This window comes from Chromohalobacter sp. 296-RDG (assembly GCF_029889885.1).
Classification (GTDB): domain Bacteria; phylum Pseudomonadota; class Gammaproteobacteria; order Pseudomonadales; family Halomonadaceae; genus Chromohalobacter.
The window spans coordinates 37,647-58,257 of sequence record NZ_JARANY010000017.1 but is presented as its reverse complement, the minus strand read 5'-3'; the positions used below and the strand labels follow the sequence as shown (position 1 = coordinate 58,257).

19 protein-coding genes and 3 tRNA genes are annotated in these 20,611 nt (G+C 61.5%); 19 read left to right on the top strand and 3 right to left on the bottom strand.

Annotated features, from left to right (window positions below; translation table 11 throughout):
• Positions 1–18: 18 nt before the first annotated feature.
• Both OP495_RS08870 and OP495_RS08865 read right to left on the bottom strand, forming a co-directional pair.
• Positions 19–336, bottom strand: a complete 318-nt coding sequence (locus OP495_RS08870) for a putative quinol monooxygenase (protein WP_280562991.1) — start codon at positions 334–336, stop codon at positions 19–21.
• A 48-nt stretch (positions 337–384) separates the two neighbouring features.
• Positions 385–594, bottom strand: a complete 210-nt coding sequence (locus OP495_RS08865) for a transposase (protein ID WP_247619524.1) — start codon at positions 592–594, stop codon at positions 385–387.
• Positions 595–761: 167 nt separating this feature from the next.
• On the opposite strand from OP495_RS08865, the gene OP495_RS08860 reads away from it, so the two are divergent.
• The 12 genes from OP495_RS08860 (at position 762) to nadA (ending at position 10,289) form a co-directional block, all read left to right on the top strand.
• A complete protein-coding gene (locus OP495_RS08860) occupies positions 762–2,618 on the top strand; it encodes a DEAD/DEAH box helicase (protein WP_280568611.1) in 1,857 nt (618 codons plus the stop codon).
• A gap of 180 nt (positions 2,619–2,798) precedes the next feature.
• A complete protein-coding gene (gene pqqB / locus OP495_RS08855; RefSeq protein ID WP_280562993.1) occupies positions 2,799–3,698 on the top strand; it encodes a pyrroloquinoline quinone biosynthesis protein PqqB in 900 nt (299 codons plus the stop codon).
• Positions 3,698–4,459: a pyrroloquinoline-quinone synthase PqqC gene (gene pqqC / locus OP495_RS08850; protein ID WP_280562994.1), complete on the top strand. Its 762-nt coding sequence runs from the start codon at positions 3,698–3,700 to the stop codon at positions 4,457–4,459. Before pqqB ends, pqqC begins: the two co-directional genes overlap by 1 nt.
• Positions 4,460–4,477: 18 nt before the next feature.
• Positions 4,478–4,759, top strand: a complete 282-nt coding sequence (gene pqqD, locus OP495_RS08845) for a pyrroloquinoline quinone biosynthesis peptide chaperone PqqD (protein WP_280562995.1) — start codon at positions 4,478–4,480, stop codon at positions 4,757–4,759.
• A complete protein-coding gene (gene pqqE / locus OP495_RS08840) occupies positions 4,759–5,868 on the top strand; it encodes a pyrroloquinoline quinone biosynthesis protein PqqE (protein WP_280562996.1) in 1,110 nt (369 codons plus the stop codon). Before pqqD ends, pqqE begins: the two co-directional genes overlap by 1 nt.
• Before the next feature lie 153 nt (positions 5,869–6,021).
• On the top strand, positions 6,022–6,894 hold the full coding sequence (locus OP495_RS08835) for a ScpA family protein (RefSeq protein WP_280568619.1): 873 nt from the start codon (positions 6,022–6,024) through the stop codon (positions 6,892–6,894).
• Complete coding sequence (gene scpB, locus OP495_RS08830; protein ID WP_280562997.1) at positions 6,894–7,814, top strand: SMC-Scp complex subunit ScpB; 921 nt, start codon at positions 6,894–6,896, stop codon at positions 7,812–7,814. The genes OP495_RS08835 and scpB overlap by 1 nt, the downstream gene beginning before the upstream one ends.
• Positions 7,811–8,671 (top strand): 23S rRNA pseudouridine(2605) synthase RluB, encoded by an 861-nt coding sequence (gene rluB, locus OP495_RS08825; protein WP_280568609.1) that lies wholly within the window; start codon positions 7,811–7,813, stop codon positions 8,669–8,671. The genes scpB and rluB overlap by 4 nt, the downstream gene beginning before the upstream one ends.
• A 68-nt stretch (positions 8,672–8,739) precedes the next feature.
• A tRNA-Lys gene (locus tag OP495_RS08820) sits at positions 8,740–8,814 on the top strand.
• Between the two features lie 55 nt (positions 8,815–8,869).
• Positions 8,870–8,944, top strand: a tRNA-Lys gene (locus tag OP495_RS08815).
• A 34-nt stretch (positions 8,945–8,978) separates the two neighbouring features.
• A tRNA-Lys gene (locus tag OP495_RS08810) sits at positions 8,979–9,053 on the top strand.
• A gap of 204 nt (positions 9,054–9,257) precedes the next feature.
• Positions 9,258–10,289: a quinolinate synthase NadA gene (nadA, locus tag OP495_RS08805; protein WP_280563000.1), complete on the top strand. Its 1,032-nt coding sequence runs from the start codon at positions 9,258–9,260 to the stop codon at positions 10,287–10,289.
• Between the two features lie 35 nt (positions 10,290–10,324).
• Here nadA and nadC read toward each other — a convergent pair whose 3' ends face one another.
• Entirely contained in the window at positions 10,325–11,179 is an 855-nt protein-coding gene (gene nadC, locus OP495_RS08800; RefSeq protein ID WP_280568606.1) for a carboxylating nicotinate-nucleotide diphosphorylase, read from the bottom strand.
• A 168-nt stretch (positions 11,180–11,347) separates the two neighbouring features.
• Between nadC and ampD the strand changes: the two genes are divergently transcribed.
• The 7 genes from ampD (at position 11,348) to OP495_RS08765 (ending at position 20,609) form a co-directional block, all read left to right on the top strand.
• Complete coding sequence (ampD, locus tag OP495_RS08795; protein WP_280568603.1) at positions 11,348–11,920, top strand: 1,6-anhydro-N-acetylmuramyl-L-alanine amidase AmpD; 573 nt, start codon at positions 11,348–11,350, stop codon at positions 11,918–11,920.
• Positions 11,921–12,251: 331 nt separating this feature from the next.
• Positions 12,252–14,942, top strand: coding sequence for a pyruvate dehydrogenase (acetyl-transferring), homodimeric type (gene aceE, locus OP495_RS08790; RefSeq protein WP_280563003.1), 2,691 nt, complete (start codon positions 12,252–12,254; stop codon positions 14,940–14,942).
• A gap of 156 nt (positions 14,943–15,098) precedes the next feature.
• Positions 15,099–17,177: a dihydrolipoyllysine-residue acetyltransferase gene (aceF, locus tag OP495_RS08785; RefSeq protein WP_280568600.1), complete on the top strand. Its 2,079-nt coding sequence runs from the start codon at positions 15,099–15,101 to the stop codon at positions 17,175–17,177.
• 293 nt (positions 17,178–17,470) lie between these two features.
• A complete protein-coding gene (gene adk / locus OP495_RS08780; RefSeq protein WP_280568598.1) occupies positions 17,471–18,127 on the top strand; it encodes an adenylate kinase in 657 nt (218 codons plus the stop codon).
• A 144-nt stretch (positions 18,128–18,271) separates the two neighbouring features.
• Positions 18,272–18,958: a tRNA (adenosine(37)-N6)-threonylcarbamoyltransferase complex dimerization subunit type 1 TsaB gene (gene tsaB, locus OP495_RS08775; RefSeq protein ID WP_280568596.1), complete on the top strand. Its 687-nt coding sequence runs from the start codon at positions 18,272–18,274 to the stop codon at positions 18,956–18,958.
• A gap of 86 nt (positions 18,959–19,044) precedes the next feature.
• The gene (locus tag OP495_RS08770) at positions 19,045–19,842 is read left to right on the top strand and encodes an undecaprenyl-diphosphate phosphatase (protein WP_280563007.1); all 798 of its coding nucleotides are present in this window, start codon (positions 19,045–19,047) and stop codon (positions 19,840–19,842) included.
• A complete protein-coding gene (locus OP495_RS08765) occupies positions 19,839–20,609 on the top strand; it encodes a class I SAM-dependent methyltransferase (RefSeq protein WP_280568593.1) in 771 nt (256 codons plus the stop codon). The genes OP495_RS08770 and OP495_RS08765 overlap by 4 nt, the downstream gene beginning before the upstream one ends.
• The last annotated feature ends 2 nt before the right edge of the window (positions 20,610–20,611 follow it).

Sequence of the window (20,611 nt, the reverse complement as noted above, 5' to 3'; positions counted from 1 at the left end):
CTCAACTGAAATCATCGCTCATTCGGGACGGATGGCCGTGTAGAAGAAGCGCACGTTTGGCTCGCCATCGAGTAGCGGCGCGCTGCCTTCCTTGAAGGGCGCGTAGTGGGGCATCTGCATGTGATGTTCGAAGGCGTCGCGGTCGCGATAGACTTCGTGCAGTACGACGACATTGTCGCTGCCTTCCGGCGTGAGCACGTCGAAGGCCAGGCAGCCTTCCTCGTTGGCCAGGGATTCGTTGGCGTCGTTGTGCGCCAAGGCGAGAAACGCGGGGATCTGGCCTTCCTTGAGATGGAATTCGGCAAGCACCACGAAATGGGATTGAGTCGAGGACATGAAGGATCTCCGAATAACGGATGTCAGTGAAGAGTGCCGATAACAGTCTCAGATGTCTCGTGGCGCGTTGTCCGAGGTTCCGAGATGGGCTTCCAGGTCGTCGAGAAGATGACGGTAGTCGGCGACGAGGCGGTCATAACGCCCGAAATCATGGTCGCATTTTTTACAAAAGACATGATATTGGCCCTCGCGACCGGGAGGGAAGCGCTTGGCGCGACTACCGCATTCAGGACAATCGGGACTGCTTGGTGCTTGCATGGGGCCTCCTGGCTGGAAACGTTAATACGATACGGGGTGATCGTTGTCATCCGCGCCTTTTTAATGAGGTCGGGGCGCGGAGGAGCGAGATCAAGGTCTGTTTTGCCATCTGGCCGATCTTGTCGCCGGTGGTAGGATGCGCCTTTTGATTCGATTGGAAGTCTGCCATGAGCGCGCCCTCGCTTCGTCCTTACCAGCAACAGGCCGTGTCCCGGGTTGTCGAGCACTTTCGCGGGAGCGACGATCCGGCCGTGGTGGTGCTGCCGACCGGTAGTGGCAAGTCACTGGTGATTGCCGAGCTGGCGCGTCTGGCGCGAGGGCGGGTACTGGTGCTGGCCCACGTGCGCGAGCTGGTCGAGCAGAACCATGCCAAGTACCTGGCTTACGGTCTGGAGGCGGATTTATTCAGTGCTGGCTTAGGGCGTAAAGAGAGCGAACGTCAGGTGGTCTTCGGCTCGGTGCAGTCCGTGGTCAATAGCCTGGCGCGTTTCGAGGCGCACGACGAGTGGGGCGCGTTCACCCTGCTGGTCATCGACGAATGCCACCGCATTCCTCCGCCAGCCAGCGACGATGCCCGCCACAGCAAGGCGTCGTCGAGCTATCATCGCGTGATCGCGCATCTGCGCAAGCACAATCCGCGTCTCAAGGTGCTGGGGCTGACCGCGACGCCGTATCGCCTAGGGCAAGGCTTCATCTATCACCGCCATCATCATGGCATGGTGCGTGGTGACGCCGAGAGTTTCTTTCAGGATTGTGTGTTTGAGCAGCCGCTGCGGCTGATGGTCAAGCAGGGCTACCTGGTCGCGCCCAAGCGCGTGGATGCGGCGCTCTATGCCGAGGATGGTCGGCAGACCCGTTACGATTTCTCGCGCCTGGTACCAGGACGCGATGGCGGCTTCGAGGAAGCCGAGTTGAATCGCGTCGTTCAGGGGCATCGGGCGACGCCGGGTATCATCGCCGAGGTTGTCGAGCAGGCGCGCGAGCGGTGTGGCGTGATGATCTTCGCGGCCACTGTGGCTCATGCCGAGGAAATCGTCGGTTACCTACCGGCCGAGCAGGCGGCGTTGATCGTCGGCTCGACGCCCACGAAGGAACGCGAGCGCTTGCTTGCGTCCTTCAAGGCGCGCGAAATTAAGTATCTCGTCAACGTGGCGGTGCTCACGACCGGATTCGACGCGCCACACGTGGATTTGATCGCCATCCTGCGGCCCACGGAATCCGTCAGTCTGTATCAGCAGATCGTCGGGCGTGGGTTGCGCTTGTCCCCTGGCAAGGAAGACTGTCTGATCCTCGATTACGCTGGCAACCCCTGGGATCTATACGCGCCGGAAGTCGGCGAACCGCGCCCGGATTCAGACGCTGAACCGGTCCAGGTGGAATGCCCTGAGTGTGGTCATGCCAACCTGTTCTGGGGCAAGCGCGATGGCGATCTGGTCATCGAGCATCACGGCCGCCGCTGCCAAGGTCTGGTTTCTTCTCATCGCGCCCGCCCCCGCGCGAACGACTCAGAATCACCCCCTGACGCATCGGTGATGGAGCAATGCGCGTTTCGCTTTCGCTTCAAGGTATGCGATCAGTGCGGCGCGGAAAACGACATCGCCGCGCGGGCTTGCCATCAATGCGGTGAGCGCATGGTCGATCCCGATGACAAGCTCAAGGCAGCCCTGCGACTAAAGGAAGCCAAGGTGCTGCGCGTGTCGGGCATGCAGCTGCAAGCGGTGCTCAACGGGCGGGGGATGCCGCGCTTGAAGGTGACCTATCATGATGAGGACGGTGCTACGCTCGACGAATGGTTCGCACTGGAGACACCCGAGCAGCGTCGCGCCTTCACGCTGGCGTTCTTGCGTTACCACCTGCGCGCGCCGGGCAGCGACTGGCAGCCACGCTCGGCGGATGAGGTCATCGCCGACGAGCAGCGGCTCAAGGCTCCGGACTTCGTCGTGGGACGCAAGGTCGGTCGTTACTGGCAGATCCGCGACAAGCTCTTCGACTATAAAGGACGCTATCGCAAGGCCGATGGATGATGCGCCCTCAATATACGCATTCTTGGTAGTTGCTAATGCGATAGTGCTATCAAGGGGTTATGATGAAAGGGCAAACTCACTAGTGGAGAAATGACATGACTTGGACCACTCCGACAGTCAAAGAGATCTGCATCGCGCTGGAAATCAACGATTACATGCCCGCCGAATTCTGAGGCGGCTTTGTATATTCGTGTACTCGGGGCGGCCGCCGGTGGCGGTCTGCCCCAATGGAATTGCCGCTGTGAAGTATGTCGGTTGGCGTGGTCGGGCGATCCACGCGTCACATCGCGAACACAATCCTCCATTGCCGTCAGTGCCGATGGTCGCTCGTGGGCCTTGATCAATTGCGCGCCCGAGGTGCTGACACAGATACGCCGGACGCCGGCGCTCTTTCCCCAACAGGGAAGTCGCCACACGCCCATTGCGTCGATCCTGCTGACCAATGCCGATGTGGATCATGTCGGCGGCTTGTTGAGTCTGCGTGAAAGCTCTCCCTACCGGTTGTATGCCACGGCGGAAATCCAGGCCGTGTTGCGTGACAGTCCGATTTTCAATGTGCTCAATCCGGATTACGTCGAGCGTGTGTCGGTGGCGTTGGAGCAGCCTCTGATGCTTGCCGAAGGGCTGGAGGCACGCATGTTTGCGGTGCCGGGCAAGACGGCGTTGTACCTGGAAGGTGATCAGGTAGACATTGGCGCCGAGGGCGAAGCGACCGTGGGCATCGAGTTTCGCGCCGCAGGTCGTCGTACGTATTACATTCCCGGCTGCGCGGCGATGACGCCCGCGTTGGCGGCGCGTCTCGAAGGGGCCGATGTACTGCTGTTCGATGGCACCTTGTGGCGTGACGACGAGATGATCCGCGCTGGGGTCGGCCACAAGACAGGGCAGCGCATGGGGCACATGGCGATGTCCGGCGAAACGGGTAGTATGGCGACATTGTCGTCGACCTCGCTTGGCCGGCGTGTCTTCCTGCATATCAACAATACCAATCCGGTATTGATCGATGACTCACCCGAGCGCCGGGAAGCGGCGCGGATGGGATGGGAAATCGCCCATGACGGCATGGAACTGGAGTGCTGATGAACGATATCGACGCGCCGCTGCGAGAACCATTGAGCGCAGAGGCCCTGGAAGCTCGTCTGCGCAGCATTGGTGAGCAGCGTTACCACCACCGGCATCCCTTTCAGTTGATGTTGCAGAACGGCGAGCTTGATCGCCGTCAGGTGCAGGCCTGGGCGCTCAATCGCTATTACTACCAAGCCATGATCCCGCACAAGGATGCATCGCTGATCGCGCGCCTTGACGATCCGGCGCTGCGCCGCGAATGGCGCTCGCGTCTGGTGGATCATGATGGCGAAGCCGAAGGTGAAGGCGGTATCGCCCGCTGGTTGATGCTCACCGATGGGCTAGGCCTCGACCGCGACATGGTCGTCTCGACGCGGCACATATTGCCGGCCACGCGTTTCGCGGTGGATGCCTACCTCCATTTCGTGCGCGAGCGCAGTGTGCTGGAAGCCATCGCGTCTTCACTGACCGAGTTGTTTTCCCCGAAGGTGATCGGTCAGCGCGTCAGCGGCATGCTCGAGCACTACGATTTTGTCTCCGCCGAGACCCTGGCCTATTTCGAGCCGCGCCTGAGCCAGGCCCCGCGGGATGCTGATATGGCGCTCGATTACGTCAAGCGCCACGCGCGGCGACTCGACCAGCAGCAGGCGGTGCTCGATGCGTTGATCTTCAAGTGCAATGTGCTGTGGACTCAATTGGATGCCCTTCATCATGCCTATGTCGCCCCCGGTCACGTGCCCCCCGGCGCATGGGGCGACACGGCCGGTGACCGATAGAGATACGAAGAAGATGTTATGACAGCGATTCAGGAAAGCGATATCGTGCGCCTGCCGCGTGGTGTCAGGCTACGAGAAGACAAACAGCGGGGCGGTTGGGTACTGTTGGCCCCTGAGCGCGTCTTCCAGCTCGATGGTATCGCGCAAACGGTGGTCAGCGAAGTGGACGGCGAGCGTAGTGTCGGCACGATCATCGATAGGCTGTGCGACACTTATCAAGCGCCGCGCGAGCGTATTGCCGAGGACGTGACGAGCATGTTCGCGGGGCTGGTCGAAAAGCGTGTGCTGGAGGTTATGTAATGGCGTCGCCCGAGGTTCCCCAGCCGCCCATGGGCATGCTGGCGGAGTTGACACATCGCTGTCCGCTGCAGTGTCCGTATTGCTCCAACCCGGTGGCGCTGGAGCGCCGCCGCCAAGAGCTTGATACCGCGACCTGGCAGCGGGTCTTTGCCGATGCGGCTGAACTTGGCGTATTGCAGGTTCATCTTTCGGGAGGCGAGCCGGCCCTGCGCCCGGACTTACCTGAATTGGTACAGGCCTGCGCGGACGCGGGCTTGTATTCCAATTTGATTACTGCGGGCGTCAACATCAACCGTGCCCGGTTGGAGACGCTGGCGGATGCGGGCCTGGACCACGTGCAATTGTCGGTACAAGGCGCCACGCCTGAGGTAACGGATCATATCGCCAACATGGCCGGCGCGCATGCACGCAAGCGCGCCTTCGCCGCCGAGGTGACGGATATCGGGCTGCCGTTGACGCTTAACGCGGTGATTCATCGAGCCAACCTGCATCAGATCGATGACTTCGTCGAGCTGGCGCTAGAGCTCGGCGCGCGACGCCTTGAGATTGCCCACGCCCAGTATTATGGCTGGGCGCTCGTCAATCGCGCGGCTTTGATGCCAAGTCGCGAGCAGGTCATGGCGGCCGTCGAACGCGTCGAGGCGGCGCGTGAGCGCCTGCAAGGACGTCTCGTCATCGACGCCGTGGTGCCGGATTACCATGCGCGGTTTCCTAAGCCCTGCATGAATGGCTGGGGACGCCAGTCACTTAATGTGACGCCATCGGGTAAAGTGCTGCCGTGCCATGCGGCGGAAACGATCCCGCATCTGGAGTTCTGGAATGTTGCGGATCATGGGCTGAGAGAAATCTGGTACGACAGCCCTGCCTTCAACGCCTATCGCGGTACCGACTGGATGCCCGAAACGTGCCAGAGCTGCGAGCGCAAGGAAATCGATTGGGGCGGCTGCCGTTGTCAGGCGCTGATGCTTACCGGCGATGCGGCGCAGATGGACCCAGTGTGCGAAAAATCGCCTTATCACGACGAGGTCCAGACCTTGGCGGTGCTCGATGCCGCAGGGGATGCCGACTTTACCTATCGGCGCTTTGCGCGAACGACCCAGGGCGCCTGACGGTCCACTGGCACGTCTTGCGTGCCGCGGGCGTGTTCGCCTCCCGGTGGCCTTGCTACACTGCGTGTTTGTCGAAGGTCGCGCCGTGAGGCGCAGTCGAGGAGAGCGTTACGCGTGAGTGATACCGCCGAGCCTGTCAGTGCCGATACCACCTTGGCCGCGTCCCAAGCAGCGGTGTTGGCGCGCCTGCACGATCAGCCCATCACCGAGCTGCCGGAAGATCTCTACATTCCGCCCGAGGCGTTGCGCGTCTTTCTCGAAACCTTCGAAGGGCCGCTGGATTTATTGCTGTACCTGATTCGGCGTCAGAACCTCGACATCCTGGGCATCGACGTAGCGGCCATCACGCATCAGTACATCGAATACGTCGAGCTGATGCGTGCGTTGGAGATCGATCTGGCCGGCGAGTATTTGCTGATGGCGGCGATGCTGGCGGAGATCAAGTCGCGCACGTTGTTGCCGCGTCCGCCCAAGGGCGAGGACGAGGATGCCGAAGATCCGCGCGCCGAGCTTATCCGCCGCCTGCAGGAGTACGAGCAGTTGAAGCTGGCCGCCGAGGGGCTGGGTGAATTGCCGCGCGAAGGGCGCGATTGGGTAGCGGCGCAGGCTGCGCTGCCCACGCTCGAGACCCGAGTGGTTCATCCCAAGGTCGAGCTGGATGAGCTTCTGCACGCCCTGTCGGGATTGCTCAAGCGGGCCGAGTTTCAGCAGTCTCACCAGATCAGCCGCGAGGTGCTATCCACCCGCGAGCGCATGTTACGTGTCATGGAGCAGTTGGACGGCCAACGTTATACCCCGTTTGAGGCGTTGTTCACGCTTGAGGAAGGGCGTGCGGGCGTGGTGGTGACCTTCATGGCGATTCTCGAGCTGGCCAAGGAGGCGATGATCGAGATCGCGCAGAACGCGTCGCTGTCGCCGATTCATGTGCGAGCCCGGCTAGTGGCCGAGGCGGTCGACGACACCGCTGCGACGGATGATGGCGATGGCGGAGAAAGCGCCTTCGCCGATGCCGAAGAGGACCCCTGATGAACGAGGCGCCGACGTCTCTCGACGAAGTCTGCGAAGCGGCGTTGCTGGCCGCTGGCGCACCGCTGACCGCCGAACGCCTGGAGAGTCTGTTCTACGAGCGTGAGCGCCCATCGCGCGGTGAGCTGCGCGATGCCTTGGCGCGCCTGGGCGAACGCCTCGAGCATAGCGCTCTGGAACTCATCGAGACCGCATCTGGGTTTCAAGTGCGTATTCGTGCCCATTTTTCTCCGTGGATATCGCGACTGTGGGATGAAAAGCCGCAACGCTATTCGCGTGCGCTGCTGGAGACCTTGGCGCTGATCGCCTATCGTCAACCCGTCACCCGTGGCGATATCGAGGAGGTACGCGGGGTCTCGGTGAGCAGTTCGATCATGCGCACCTTGACCGAGCGGGGATGGATCCGCGTCGTGGGACAGCGTGACGTGCCGGGGCGGCCCTCGGTCTATGCCACTACGCGTGCCTTTCTCGACGACTTCGGCCTCAAGACCCTCGATGCCTTGCCGCCGATGCACGAACTCAAGGAATTCGAGACGCGTTTTGAGGAGGCTCTCGGGCACGATAAGGAAACGCTGGGTCAGGATGAGGCGGATCATCCATCGGCGCGTGACAGTCACGCCGATAACGTCGAGAATACGTCACCGGTAGAGGGGGCGTCGCAGGCAACGTCGCCATCCGAGACCGAGTCAGACGCGATAGAGACGACAGATACGACGACGGCCGGGACGGCCGACGATCAGCACGCCGGGACGGCGTCCGAGCGGTCGGGAGTGAGCTTCGCTGAGCTCGAAGCTCGCCTGGCTGAACGCGCCCGCCGACGGGAAGAGGAAGCCGGGGCGTCGTCTACCGAGGGTGACGACAACGCTTTGGACGCGGCGGACGCGGAACATTCAACAGACGAGACAACGTTCGATTCATGAACACGCCTACCGAAAAATTGCAGAAGGTACTGGCCCGTGCGGGCTTCGGCTCGCGCCGTGAGATGGAAACCGCCATCAGCGATGGCCGCGTCAAGGTCAATGGTCAGGTCGCGACACTGGGCGATCGCATCGAGACGCGTGACCGGGTCACCCTCGACGAGCGCCCCGTCAATCTGCGCGATGCCGAGGAAGTGCCGCGGCGCGTCATCATGTACAACAAGCCTGAGGGCGAGTTGTGCACGCGCCGCGATCCCGAAGGACGGCGGACTGTCTTCGATCGTTTGCCGCGCCTCAAGGGAGAGCGTTGGATCGCCATCGGTCGCCTGGATATCAATACCAGCGGTTTGTTGTTATTTACCACTGACGGCGAACTCGCGAACCGCTTGATGCATCCCTCCACGCAGGTCGAGCGTGAATACGCGGTACGCGTGATGGGCGGCGTTCGTCCGGAGAACGTGACCGCCATGACCGAGGGAGTGATGCTTGAAGATGGTCCGGCGCGTTTCACCGATGTTCAGGAGTTCGGCGGCGAAGGCATCAATACGTGGTTCCACGTGGTGATTCTCGAGGGGCGCAATCGCGAGGTGCGGCGTCTCTGGGAGTCGCAAGAGCTCACGGTGAGCCGCCTTAAACGCGTTCGTTACGGCAATATCTTTCTCGATAAACGCGCCAAGGCGGGGGAGTGGGTCGAGCTGTCCCAGGAAGAAGTAGACGACCTGGCGCAATTGGCAGGTCTGTCGGCGCGCAAGGTACCCGCGTTGACACCCGACGAGAAGAATCGCTGGAGCCGCGACAAGAACAAGCGTCGCCCGGTCAATGCCATGCGCAAGCCGAAGAGCTCGCGGCGCTCGCGGTGAGCGGCTTTTCAGCAAAAAAATCTTGTCAATGTCGAGTATTATCAGTACTATGTGCGCCCTATCGAGACGGGTCGTTAGCTCAGTGGTAGAGCAGTTGGCTTTTAACCAATTGGTCGTAGGTTCGAATCCTACACGACCCACCATTGGCAAGCGTCCTTGAATGGCGTGGTGCAAGGTACGTTTCGAAGACCCGGCGGCGGGTCGTTAGCTCAGTGGTAGAGCAGTTGGCTTTTAACCAATTGGTCGTAGGTTCGAATCCTACACGACCCACCATTGCCGCCGACAACTGTCTGAACGGGCAAGTTATGGGTCGTTAGCTCAGTGGTAGAGCAGTTGGCTTTTAACCAATTGGTCGTAGGTTCGAATCCTACACGACCCACCAGCATTCAACCCCGCCTCGCATGAGGCGGGGTTTTTGCGTTCTGGGCGTCTGCGACGATGATGACATGCGTGCGAGCACAAGGCTGGCAAGCCGGCATCGACGGGCAGTATCATGAAGTCGGGTGCGCTGTGTCCGCGAAGAGATCGCGGCGCGACGCTTCTCGTTATGCAGGGGGAGCCCCTGCCAGTCACAGTGGTAGACACGATGACGATCATGACACCGAAAGCGCCCGAAGCGGCGTCGCCGTTGGTCCGGGCGTATTCTCCGGTCGCGCCGAGTGCACAGGCACGTGCGCAGACCGACACGATAAAGCGTTTGCTGCGCGAGCGTAATGCCACCCTGGTGGCGCATTACTACACCGACGATGCCATTCAGCAGTTGGCCGAGGAAAGCGGCGGCTGTGTGGCCGATTCCTTGGAGATGGCGCGCTTCGGCGCTCGGCACTCGGCCACGACCCTGGTGGTGGCGGGCGTCCGCTTCATGGGTGAGACCGCCAAGATCCTGTCCCCCGAGAAAACAGTGCTGATGCCCACGCTGGAAGCGACCTGCTCGCTGGATGACGGCTGTCCGGCGGATGAGTTCGCGGCGTTCTGCGATGCGCATCCCGACCGTACGGTCGTGGTCTATGCCAATACCTCGGCGGCGGTCAAGGCGCGCGCGGATTGGGTAGTGACCTCGTCGATCGCGGTCGAGGTCATCGAGCATCTCCAGGCCTGCGGCGAAAAGATCCTGTGGGCGCCGGACAAGCACCTGGGACGTTATATCCGCGAGCGTACCGGCGCCGACATGCTGCTTTGGGATGGCGCCTGCATCGTGCACGAGGAGTTCAAGGCCCAGGGTGTGCGGGATCTCAAGAAGGTTTACCCCGACGCCGCCTTGCTGGTGCATCCGGAGTCGCCGATGGGGGTGATCGAGCTGGCCGACGTAGTGGGCTCGACCTCGCAGCTGATCAAGGCTGCACGCGAACTCGACCAACAGCGCCTGATCGTGGCCACCGACCGCGGCATCTTCTACAAGATGCAGCAGGCGGTCCCGGACAAAACGCTTTTCGAGGCGCCTACGGCGGGCAACGGCGCGACCTGCCAGAGTTGCGCGCACTGCCCGTGGATGGCGATGAATGACCTGGATCGCCTCGAACGCGCTCTTAGTGAAGGCGGTGGCGAGATTCACATCGAGGCGGGGCTGCGCCAGCGGGCCCTCAAGCCCCTGGAGCGGATGCTGACGTTCGGTCGCTGAGCCCGCCAGGTCAATCAACGGCCGTATGAGGACCGTCAAAGCATTTCGGTACGCACGACGCGCATCGATAGGTCGACGGCTTTGACGTCCTTGGTCAGCGCGCCGATGGAGATGCAGTCGACCCCGGTTTCGGCGATATCACGCAGGGTGGCCTCGCTGACATTGCCGGAGGCTTCCAGGCGGCTGCGTCCAGCCGTACGTGCGACTGCCTCGCGCAGCGTCTCGAGATCGAAGTTGTCGAGCATGATGGTGTCTGCGCCGGCGGAGAGTGCGGCGTCGAGCTCGTCGAGCGTTTCTACTTCTACTTCCACCGGCAGGTCGCTGGCGATGCGGCGCGCGGCGGTGACGGCTTTGGCAATATCGCCACAGGCGGCGATATGGTTTTCCTTGATCAAAAAGGCGTCGTGTAGCCCGAGGCGGTGGTTATGGCCGCCACCGCAGGTGATGGCGTATTTCTGCGCCAGGCGCAGGCCGGGCAGGGTCTTGCGCGTATCCAGCAGTGCCACACCGGTGTCGGCGACCCACGCCCTGTAATCGCGTGTGCGCGTCGCCGTACCTGAGAGTGTCTGCAGCAGGTTGAGGGCTGCTCGCTCTCCGGTCAGCAGGCTGCGCGCAGGGCCTTCCAGTTCGAGAAATGTCTCCTCGGGCGCCAGGGCATCGCCATCGGCGGCATGCCAATGTAGCTTGACGCTTGGGTCGAGACGCCGATAAAGCTCGTCGACCCAGGCCATCCCGCACAGCACCGCGTCCTCGCGGGCCGCGACGCGTGCCCAGGCCCACTGCTTGGCGGGAATCAGCTGTGCAGTGATGTCGCCGGGGCCGACGTCCTCGGCCAGCAGGCGGGCAGCACTGGTGCGGATATCCTCCGCGAGAGCTTCGCGATATTGCATGTCAGGCGCCTTTCTTTGATATGCGACAATAGGAACATTATATCGGGATCACGGCGATTCGGTCAGGGGTATGCTGGCCATCCGGGCGGATTCCGACAAGTACGTCCCGAGAAGTACGTTTCGAGGCGTACTTCTAGGGAAATACGCCCCGACAAGATAGGAGCAGGCATGCGGGTCGACAATCACTGGCTCACGACGGCGCGACATGTTGTCTCGCCCAATCAGAACGTGCGCCCCGAAGGGGAGGTGTCGGCATTGGTGCTGCATGCCATCAGCCTGCCGCCGGGACACTTCGGTGGCGATGCCATCGAGCGTTTGTTTACCAATCGTCTCGATCCCGCCGCGCATCCTTACTTTGGTACGATTCACACCTTGCGGGTCTCGGCGCATGTGCTGATTCGTCGCGACGGCGAGGCGGTGCAGTTCGTGGGGTTCGACCGGTGCGCCTGGCATGCCGGTCGCTCGCGCTGGTGGGATGGCCAGCGTGAACGTCGTGAACTCAACGACTTCAGTATCGGTATCGAGTTGGAGGGCGATGACATTCATGCTTATCGTGACGCGCAGTATCGCTGCCTGGTGCGTGTGTTCAGTGCCTTGCGAGCGCAATATCCTGCCTTGAGTGGCGAGCGGATCACCAGCCATGCGCGTATCGCGCCGTTGCGCAAGACCGATCCTGGCCCGGCCTTTGACTGGGTCTATTTTCACCGTTGTCTCGAGGAGGTAGTGGGCACGGCGTCCTGAAGTACCGCATGCGTGTAAATTCACTACCTCGTGTAAACCTTTGTCGAATTCCTGCGGGATGGCCTAAGCGGACATGGGCAATAAGTCTTTAGCGGGCATGGGCAATATGTCTTTTGCAGGTCGCTTGCGGCCTATCGAATTGGCAGCAGACAGCGTTTGCGGTATCGTCGTGACCTGAATTCGTGCGTCTTGCACGCCCCGCTGTAAGGAAATTACAGAAAGTTTTCTCGGAGACACGACCCAAAGAAGGTCGCGCCCGCACTGAAGAGCGCCACAGGCCCCATCGCGACGGGCCATGACCGACATACAATCTTCATTCGGAGAGACGTCTATGAGTCTGGAGGCAAAAAACGATCTCGATCCGATCGAAACCACGGAATGGCTGGATTCCTTGGCCTCGGTCATCGAGCATGAGGGCGAAGAGCGCGCTCGTTACATCATGAGCCGCTTGGCGGATCGTCTGCGTCGCGATGGCTCTTCACCCCCCTTTTCCGGGACCACGCCGCATCGCAATACCATCCCGGTGCATCGTGAAGCCAAGATGCCCGGCGATATGTTCATCGAGCGCAAGATTCGTTCGGCGATTCGTTGGAACGCGATGGTGCAGGTGTTGCGTGCCAACAAGAAGCACAAGGGCCTGGGCGGTCATATCGCCAGTTATCAGTCCAGTGCCACGCTTTATGAAGTCGGTTTCAACCACTTCTTCCGTGCCGATAACGGTGACCACAAGGGCGACCTGCTGTATATCCAGGGGCACGTCACGCCGGGTATCTATGCGCGCTCGTTCCTGGAAGGCCGTCTGACGCAGGAGCAGATGGATAACTTCCGTCAGGAAGTCGACGGCGAGGCCCTGCCGTCCTACCCGCACCCGTATCTGATGCCGGATTACTGGCAGTTCCCCACGGTCTCCATGGGACTGGGGCCGATCCAGGCGATCTACCAGGCCCACGTGATGCAGTACCTGCATTCGCGTGAGCTCGAGGACATGCAGGACCGCAAGGTCTGGGCCTTCCTCGGCGACGGCGAGTGCGACGAGCCGGAATCGCTGGGCGCGCTGCATCTGGCCAGCCGCGAGAAGCTCAATAATCTGATCTTCGTCATCAACTGCAACCTGCAGCGTCTCGATGGGCCGGTACGCGGCAATTCGCGCGTCATCGACGAGCTCGAAGGGGTCTTCCGCGGTGCCGGTTGGAACGTGATCAAGGTCGTCTGGGGTGGTCAGTGGGACCCGCTGTTCGAACAGGACACCAAGGGCATGCTGCAAAAGCGCATGGACGAGGCGGTCGACGGCGAGTACCAGAACTACAAGGCTCAGGGTGGCAAGTACACTCGCGATCAGTTCTTCGGTAAATACGATGAAACGGCGGAGATGGTCAAGGACTACTCCGACGAGCAGATCTTCCGTCTCAATCGTGGCGGTCACGATCCGCAGAAGATCTACGCGGCCTATCATGAAGCGGTCAACAATGCCGGCAATCGTCCTACCGTGATCCTGGCGCACACCGTCAAGGGCTATGGTATGGGCGGCGGCAGCGGCGAAGCTGACATGGAAGCGCACCAGATCAAGTCGATGGATAACGAAGCCCTCAAGGCGTTTCGCGATCGTTTCGGCGTGCCGATTTCTGACGAGCAGATCGAAAGCGGTGACATCCCTTACTATAAGCCTGACGACGATAGCCCGGAGATGAAGTATCTGCATCTCCAGCGCGAGAAGCTCGGCGGCTTCTTGCCGGCGCGCAAGAACGACTTCGAGGCACTCGAGATTCCCGGGCTCGACGACAAGATGTTCGCCAGCCAGCTCAAGGGCTCTGGCGACCGCGAAGTGTCCAGCACCATGTCCTTCGTGCGTGTGCTCAACGGCCTGGTCAAGAACAAGCAACTGGGCTCGCGCGTGGTACCGATCATTCCCGACGAAGCGCGTACCTTCGGGATGGAAGGCATGTTCCGCCAGTTGGGTATCTACGCCGCCGAAGGACAGAAGTATGAGCCCACGGATGCCGGCCAGATCATGTACTACCGCGAGGACCAGAAGGGTCAGATCCTCGAGGAAGGCATCACCGAAGCCGGTTCCATTTCCGCCTGGATTGCAGCAGCGACGGCTTATTCCAACCACCACCTGCCGTTGATTCCGTTCTACGTCTATTACTCGATGTTCGGTTATCAGCGTGTCGGTGACCTGATCTGGGCCGCCGGTGATCTGCAGGCGCGCGGCTTCATGATTGGCGGTACTGCCGGACGCACGACTATCAACGGCGAGGGCCTGCAGCATCAGGACGGCCACAGCCATATCCTGATGTCGGCCGTGCCGTCGTGCCGTGCCTATGACCCGTGCTATGGCCACGAGGTCGCGGTGATCATGCAGGATGGTCTGAAGCGCATGTTCCAGGACAAGGAAAACTGCTTCTACTATCTGACCGTGATGAACGAGAACTACCCGCATCCGGAAATGCCGAAGGGCAGCGAAGAGGGCATCGTTCGCGGCATGTATCTGCTTCAGGAAGGCAAGAAGGACGGCCGCAAGAAGCAGCCACGCGCTCAGCTCATGGGCAGCGGGACGATTCTGCGCGAGGTCGAAGCCGCCGCCGAGATGCTGGCGAACGAGCACGACGTCGTCGCCGATGTGTGGAGTGTGACCAGCTTCAACGAGCTGCGTCGTGAAGCGCTCGAATACGACCGGTTGCAGTTCCTCGACTACGATGAGAAGCGTGAGAAGCCGTGGGTGTCACAGCAGCTGAAAGATGTCGAGGGGCCGGTTATCGCCTCGACCGACTACATGAAGCTCTACGCCGATCAGATTCGTGCCTGGGTGCCGAGCGACTTCCATGTGCTGGGCACCGATGGTTTCGGGCGTTCCGACACGCGTGACGCGCTGCGTCGTTTCTTCGAGGTCGACCGCTACTACGTGACCATTCAGGCGCTGCGTGCGCTGGCCAACCGCGGTGAGATCGACGCCAAGGTCGTCAATGATGCCATGAAGAAATACGACATCGACCCCACCAAGCCCAGCCCGCTGGTGTCTTGAACCCCGTTGATGTCATGGGCTGAAGTGTCCCATCAAGGTGCCGCCACCGGTTAGATGTGGTGGCGGCCATGGCCAGATTGCCTGGTCTGGTCGTATTGCCCGGGTGCGATGTGTTGCCGGGACGACCAGACTGCCAGATTGGAAAGGAGCGCGACCTTGAGTAGCGAAATCATCAAAGTTCCCGATATCGGCGGTAGTGACGGCGTCGAGATCATCGAGGTGGCGGTGTCCGAAGGCGATGTCATCGTCGCCGAGGACGCCATGATCACGCTGGAGTCCGACAAGGCCAGCATGGACGTCCCGGCGCCCAAGGGCGGCAAGGTCGTCAAGATGTTGGTCAAGGAAGGCGATAGCGTCTCCGAAGGTGACGATATCCTCGAGCTCGAAGCCGAAGGTGGTGGCGACGGGCAGAGCGATAGCGATGCCGACGAGTCCTCTCAGGACGATGCCAAGTCTCAGGACGATACCAAGTCTCAGAACGAAGCCGAGCCTGAGAAGGCGGCGCCGAAGAAGCAATCTTCCGGTGGCGGCAAGCGCACCGTTGAAGTGAAGGTACCGGACATCGGCGGTGGCGAAGGTGTCGAGATCATCGAGGTGCCGGTCAGCGAAGGCGACGACGTCAACGCTGAAGACTCGCTGATTACGCTGGAATCCGACAAGGCCTCCATGGACGTGCCGAGCCCCTACAGCGGCAAGCTCGTCTCGCTGGCGGTCAAGGAGGGCGACAGCGTCTCCGAGGGTGACCTGATCGGCAGCATGGAGATCGTCGATGAAGGTGACGACGCCGCTACTGACGAAGCGCCGGCGGAAGACGATTCCGGCAGTGCCGAGTCAGACGCGGGTGCCGAGGATCAAGACGCCGACGACGAGACACAAGAAAATGGTGACGAGGGTGGCCGCAAGGAACTCCGCGTCCCCGATATCGGCGGCAGCGAAAACGTGCCGGTCATCGAGCTGGCGATCAGCGAAGGTGATGAGATCAGCGAGGAAGACACACTGATCACGCTGGAATCCGACAAGGCCTCCATGGACGTGCCCAGCCCCTACAAGGGCAAGGTGGTCGAGGTCTCGGTCAAGGAAGGCGATAGCGTCTCCGAGGGCGACTTGATCGGCTATATCGACGTAGCCGGCGCCAAGAAGCCGGCCAAGAAAGCCGATGCCGGCAAGAAGTCCGACGCTGGCAAGGCGGATCAGAAGGCCGACTCCGGTCAGCAAAAAGCTAGTGCTTCCAAGTCGACGCCGTCTACCAAGCAGCCCACGGGTGAACCGAGCCCCGAGGCGCGTCACAAGCAAGGCGAGGAAAAGACCGCTGGCGCGCATGTGCATGCCGGTCCGGCGGTGCGCATGCTGGCCCGCGAACTGGGCGTCGATCTGGCTCAGGTGACGCCCACCGGGCCCAAGCGTCGCGTGCTGAAGGAAGACGTGCAAGGCTATGTCAAGACCGCCCTTCAGCAGCGTTCCAGCAGGGCCGGAAGCACTGCTGCGCCGAGTGGCGGTGCGGGCATCCCAGCGGTGCCGGATATCGACTTCAGCCAGTTCGGTGAGGTCGAGGAAAAGCCCATGGGCCGCCTGATGAAAGCCGGCGCGGCCAACCTGCACCGCAGTTGGCTCAACGTGCCGCACGTCACGCAGTTCGACGAGGCGGACATCACCGAGCTTGAAGCCTTCCGCAAGTCGATGAAGGACGAGGCTGCCAAGCAGGACGCCAAGCTCACGCCGCTGCCGTTCATGATCAAGGCCTGTGCCTACGCCTTGCAGAAATTCCCGCAGTTCAACGTCAGCCTGAAGAGCGACGGCGAAACGCTGGTACAGAAGCACTACGTGCACATCGGCATTGCCGTGGACACGCCGGACGGCCTGATGGTCCCGGTGATCCGCAACGCCGACCAGAAATCGCTGATCGATCTTGCCAAGGAATCGGTCGAACTGGCCGGCAAGGCACAGTCGAAGAAGCTCAAGCGCGAAGAGATGACCGGTGGCTGCTTCACCATCTCCAGCTTGGGCTCCATCGGCGGTACCGCCTTCACGCCCATCGTCAATGCACCGGAAGTCGCCATCCTCGGCATTTCCAAGGCACAGACGAAACCCGTATGGGACGGCGCCGAGTTCGCGCCGCGGCTGATGATGCCGCTGTCGCTGTCCTACGACCACCGGGCGGTCAACGGTGCCGACGCGGCTCGCTTCACGGCCTTCCTGGCCCAGGCGCTGAGCGATATTCGTCGCCTGTTGATGTGATCCAGGCACATAGGTGACGTGATAGAAGCGGCCTCCTAAGGGGGCCGCTTTTTTATGTCGCGACAAATAAAGCCGCTGTCAGGCGCGCTACGAAAGTGCAACGCTTCAGGCAACTCTATGAAAAAAGACGAATTATGGCGATTGGAGCAGGCCGAGCCCGGGGCGGGCGTGCTTGTGCCGCTTGAGCCGTGCAGGTATCGTCATGGGCCATTCCCAAGGCGATGGCGTGTGCTTCATGGAGCATGCCATGGCTAATAACGAACATGTGATGACTCGTTCAAGGAGCACTATCGATGCGTTTGATCTTGTTGGGCGCCCCGGGCGCAGGCAAGGGCACCCAGGCCCAATTCATCTGCGAATATTTTGACATTCCGCAGATCTCCACCGGCGACATGTTGCGTACGGCGGTCAAGGAGGAAAGTGAACTGGGGCTCAGGGTCAAGGAGATCATGAACAGCGGCGGTCTGGTGTCTGACGACATCATCATCTCGCTGGTCAAGGAGCGTATCGCCCAGCCTGATTGCGCCAACGGCTTCCTGTTCGATGGTTTCCCACGCACGATTCCCCAAGCCGATGCCATGAAAGATGCTAACGTCAAGCTCGACCATGTGCTGGAAGTCGCCGTGGATGACGAAGAAATCGTCAAGCGCCTTGCGGGTCGCCGGGTGCATCCGGGCTCTGGGCGTGTCTATCACGTCGAGTATCAACCGCCCAAGGAAGAGGGCAAGGATGACGTGACGGGTGAAGCGATCGTGCTGCGCGACGACGATCAGGAATCGACCGTGCGCAACCGCTTGTCCGTTTACCATGAACAGACCGAGCCGCTGGTGAAGTATTACCGCGAATGGGCCCAGCAAGACCCGCAAAGCGCGCCATCCTACCACCGTGTGGAAGGTACTGGCAGCGTCGCGTCGATCCGCCAGCAGGTGCTGACGGCGCTCGAGGGATAAGCCTCCGTTCCTGCCGCGCGGCGTCCCTGGCGCCGCGCAATGACGACCTGCGTCAAACATTGCGTCGAGTAGTGTGCCGGGCGTTTTGCCAATGACCGATGGCACGTTTATAGTGCGGGCTCACCCGTTGCTCGATGATCGCTGATGCCCACTCTGTTGGCCTTGGATGCCTCTACTAGCGCCTGTTCCTGCGCCCTGTGGCGCGATGGCCATGTCATCTCCCGTTATCGTGATGCCCCGCGTCAGCACACCCAACTCCTGATGCCGATGGTCGATGACGTGCTGGCCGAGGCGGGCGTAGGGCTCTCCGATCTTGATGCGTTGGCATACGGTCGTGGGCCGGGCTCGTTTACCGGTTTGCGCATCGCTGCCGGGACGGCGCAGGGGCTGGCTTTCGCGCTCGAGTGCCCCTTGATCAGCGTCTCCACCTTGGAAGCCTTGGCGCTTGCTGCCCATCGGCGTCTCTATGCGCGCTATGTGGTGGCGGCAATGGACGCCCGCATGGATGAGATCTATGCCGCGGCCTATCGCTGTCACGATGGCGTACTCGAGCCGCTTATGGAGGAAGCCGTGTTGGCACCGGAGCGGGTGCGCCTGCCTGTCGCTTCCCACGATATCGATTGGGTCGGCATCGGCTCGGGCTGGACCTTACGCGAGCGTATGACCGTGGAAGTGCAGTCGGCGCTTGGCCAGTGCCTGAGTGAACCGCAGCCAGCTGCCGAGGATATGATCCATCTGGCCGTGCGGGCTTGGCAGTCGGGCGAACGCCCGTCGCCCGACGTGGCGGTTCCGGTGTATCTGCGCAATGAGGTGGCATGGCAGCGCGGCTAAGCGTTTCTTAAGCTCTCGAGAATAATAATGGCGTGCTCGCACGCTCGTACGCAGCGTCATGTTTTTCGTTGCTTCAAGGACACTTCATGGATTGGTTGCACGTCGTTGCGCTGGCCATCATTCAAGGCCTTACCGAATTCCTGCCCATTTCGTCATCCGCTCACCTGATTCTCCCGTCGCAGTTGCTGGGTTGGCCCGATCAGGGATTGGCCTTCGATGTTGCTGTACATGTCGGCTCGTTAGCCGCGGTGGTGCTGGTCTTTCATCGTGAAGTGACTCGAATCGTGCGTGATTGGGTGGCGCAGTGTCGCGGTGCACCAGCGACGCCGGAAAGCCGCCTGGGCTGGGCGGTGATTATCGGCACCCTGCCGGCCGTCATCATCGGTTTTCTGCTGGAAAGTGTCATCGCGTCATATCTTCGCGCCTCGCTGGTGATCGCCATCACCACCCTGGTTTTCGGGCTGCTGCTGTGGTGGGCGGATGTACGCGGTAGTCGCCAGCATGCGTTGACCGCGATGTCGCTGCGCAATGCGCTGATCATCGGGCTCGCCCAGGCCTTGGCATTGATTCCCGGGACGTCGCGCTCGGGCATCACGATCACGGCGGCCTTACTGCTGGGCTTCACCCGCCAGGCCGCCGCGCGTTTCTCGTTCTTGCTGTCGATCCCGTTGATTCTCGCCGCCGGTTCGCTCAAGGGCATCGAGCTTGTCGAAGCGGGCGAGGGTGTGGCCTGGGGCACGATCATCGCGGGGACGCTGATGTCGTTCGTCGCGGCGTGGCTGTGTATCAAGTTGTTCCTGGCCGCGTTGGATCGCATCGGCATGCTGCCGTTCGTCATCTACCGCCTGATTCTGGGCGTCGTGCTGCTGGTGTGGGTGGCATGAGTGAACGGGTCACGGCCATCGGTGAGCCGGTACGTGCGCTGGCTGCGCGGCTCGGGCTGCCCTGGCAGCCCGAGGCAGATGCCGACACTGCCTTGTACTTGGTCATGAGCGATGAGGGCCTAGCGCTGTCGGGCGACACGCGTCGCTATGGCGCGCCGATTCGAGTCGATTTCGCCGCTGGCAAAGTCGCGCACCGACGCCGCTTTGGCGGCGGGCGTGGGCAACTGATCGCCAAGGCATGCGGACTGGCGCACGGCGTGACACCGAGCATCGTCGATGCCACGGCGGGGCTGGGGCGTGATGCCTTCGTGCTGGCGAGCCTCGGCGCCCAGGTGTTGCTGATCGAGCGCGTGGCAGCGATTTACGCCCTGCTCGAAGATGGCGTGCGGCGTGCCCAAGCGGATGATGAGGCCGCCGAGATCGTGGCGCGCATGCGAGTGGCGAATGGCGATGCTGCGCGTGAGCTGGCGCCCCTGGTGGCGCATCACGACGTCGCGCCGCAGGTGGTACATCTCGACCCTATGTTTCCACACCGCGACAAGAGTGCGCTGGTCAAGAAGGAGATGCGCGTTTTCCGCGAACTGGCCGGTGGCGATGATGACGCGCCACGTCTGCTGGAAGCCGCTCTGCAGGTCGCTACGCACCGGGTGGTGGTCAAGCGCCCACGCCGCGCGCTGCCACTTGAGGGCCCCGCGCCCGATCACGTTCTCGAGGGCAAGACCAGCCGCTATGATCTCTATGTGCATCGCAGCCTGAAACCCGCGTGACC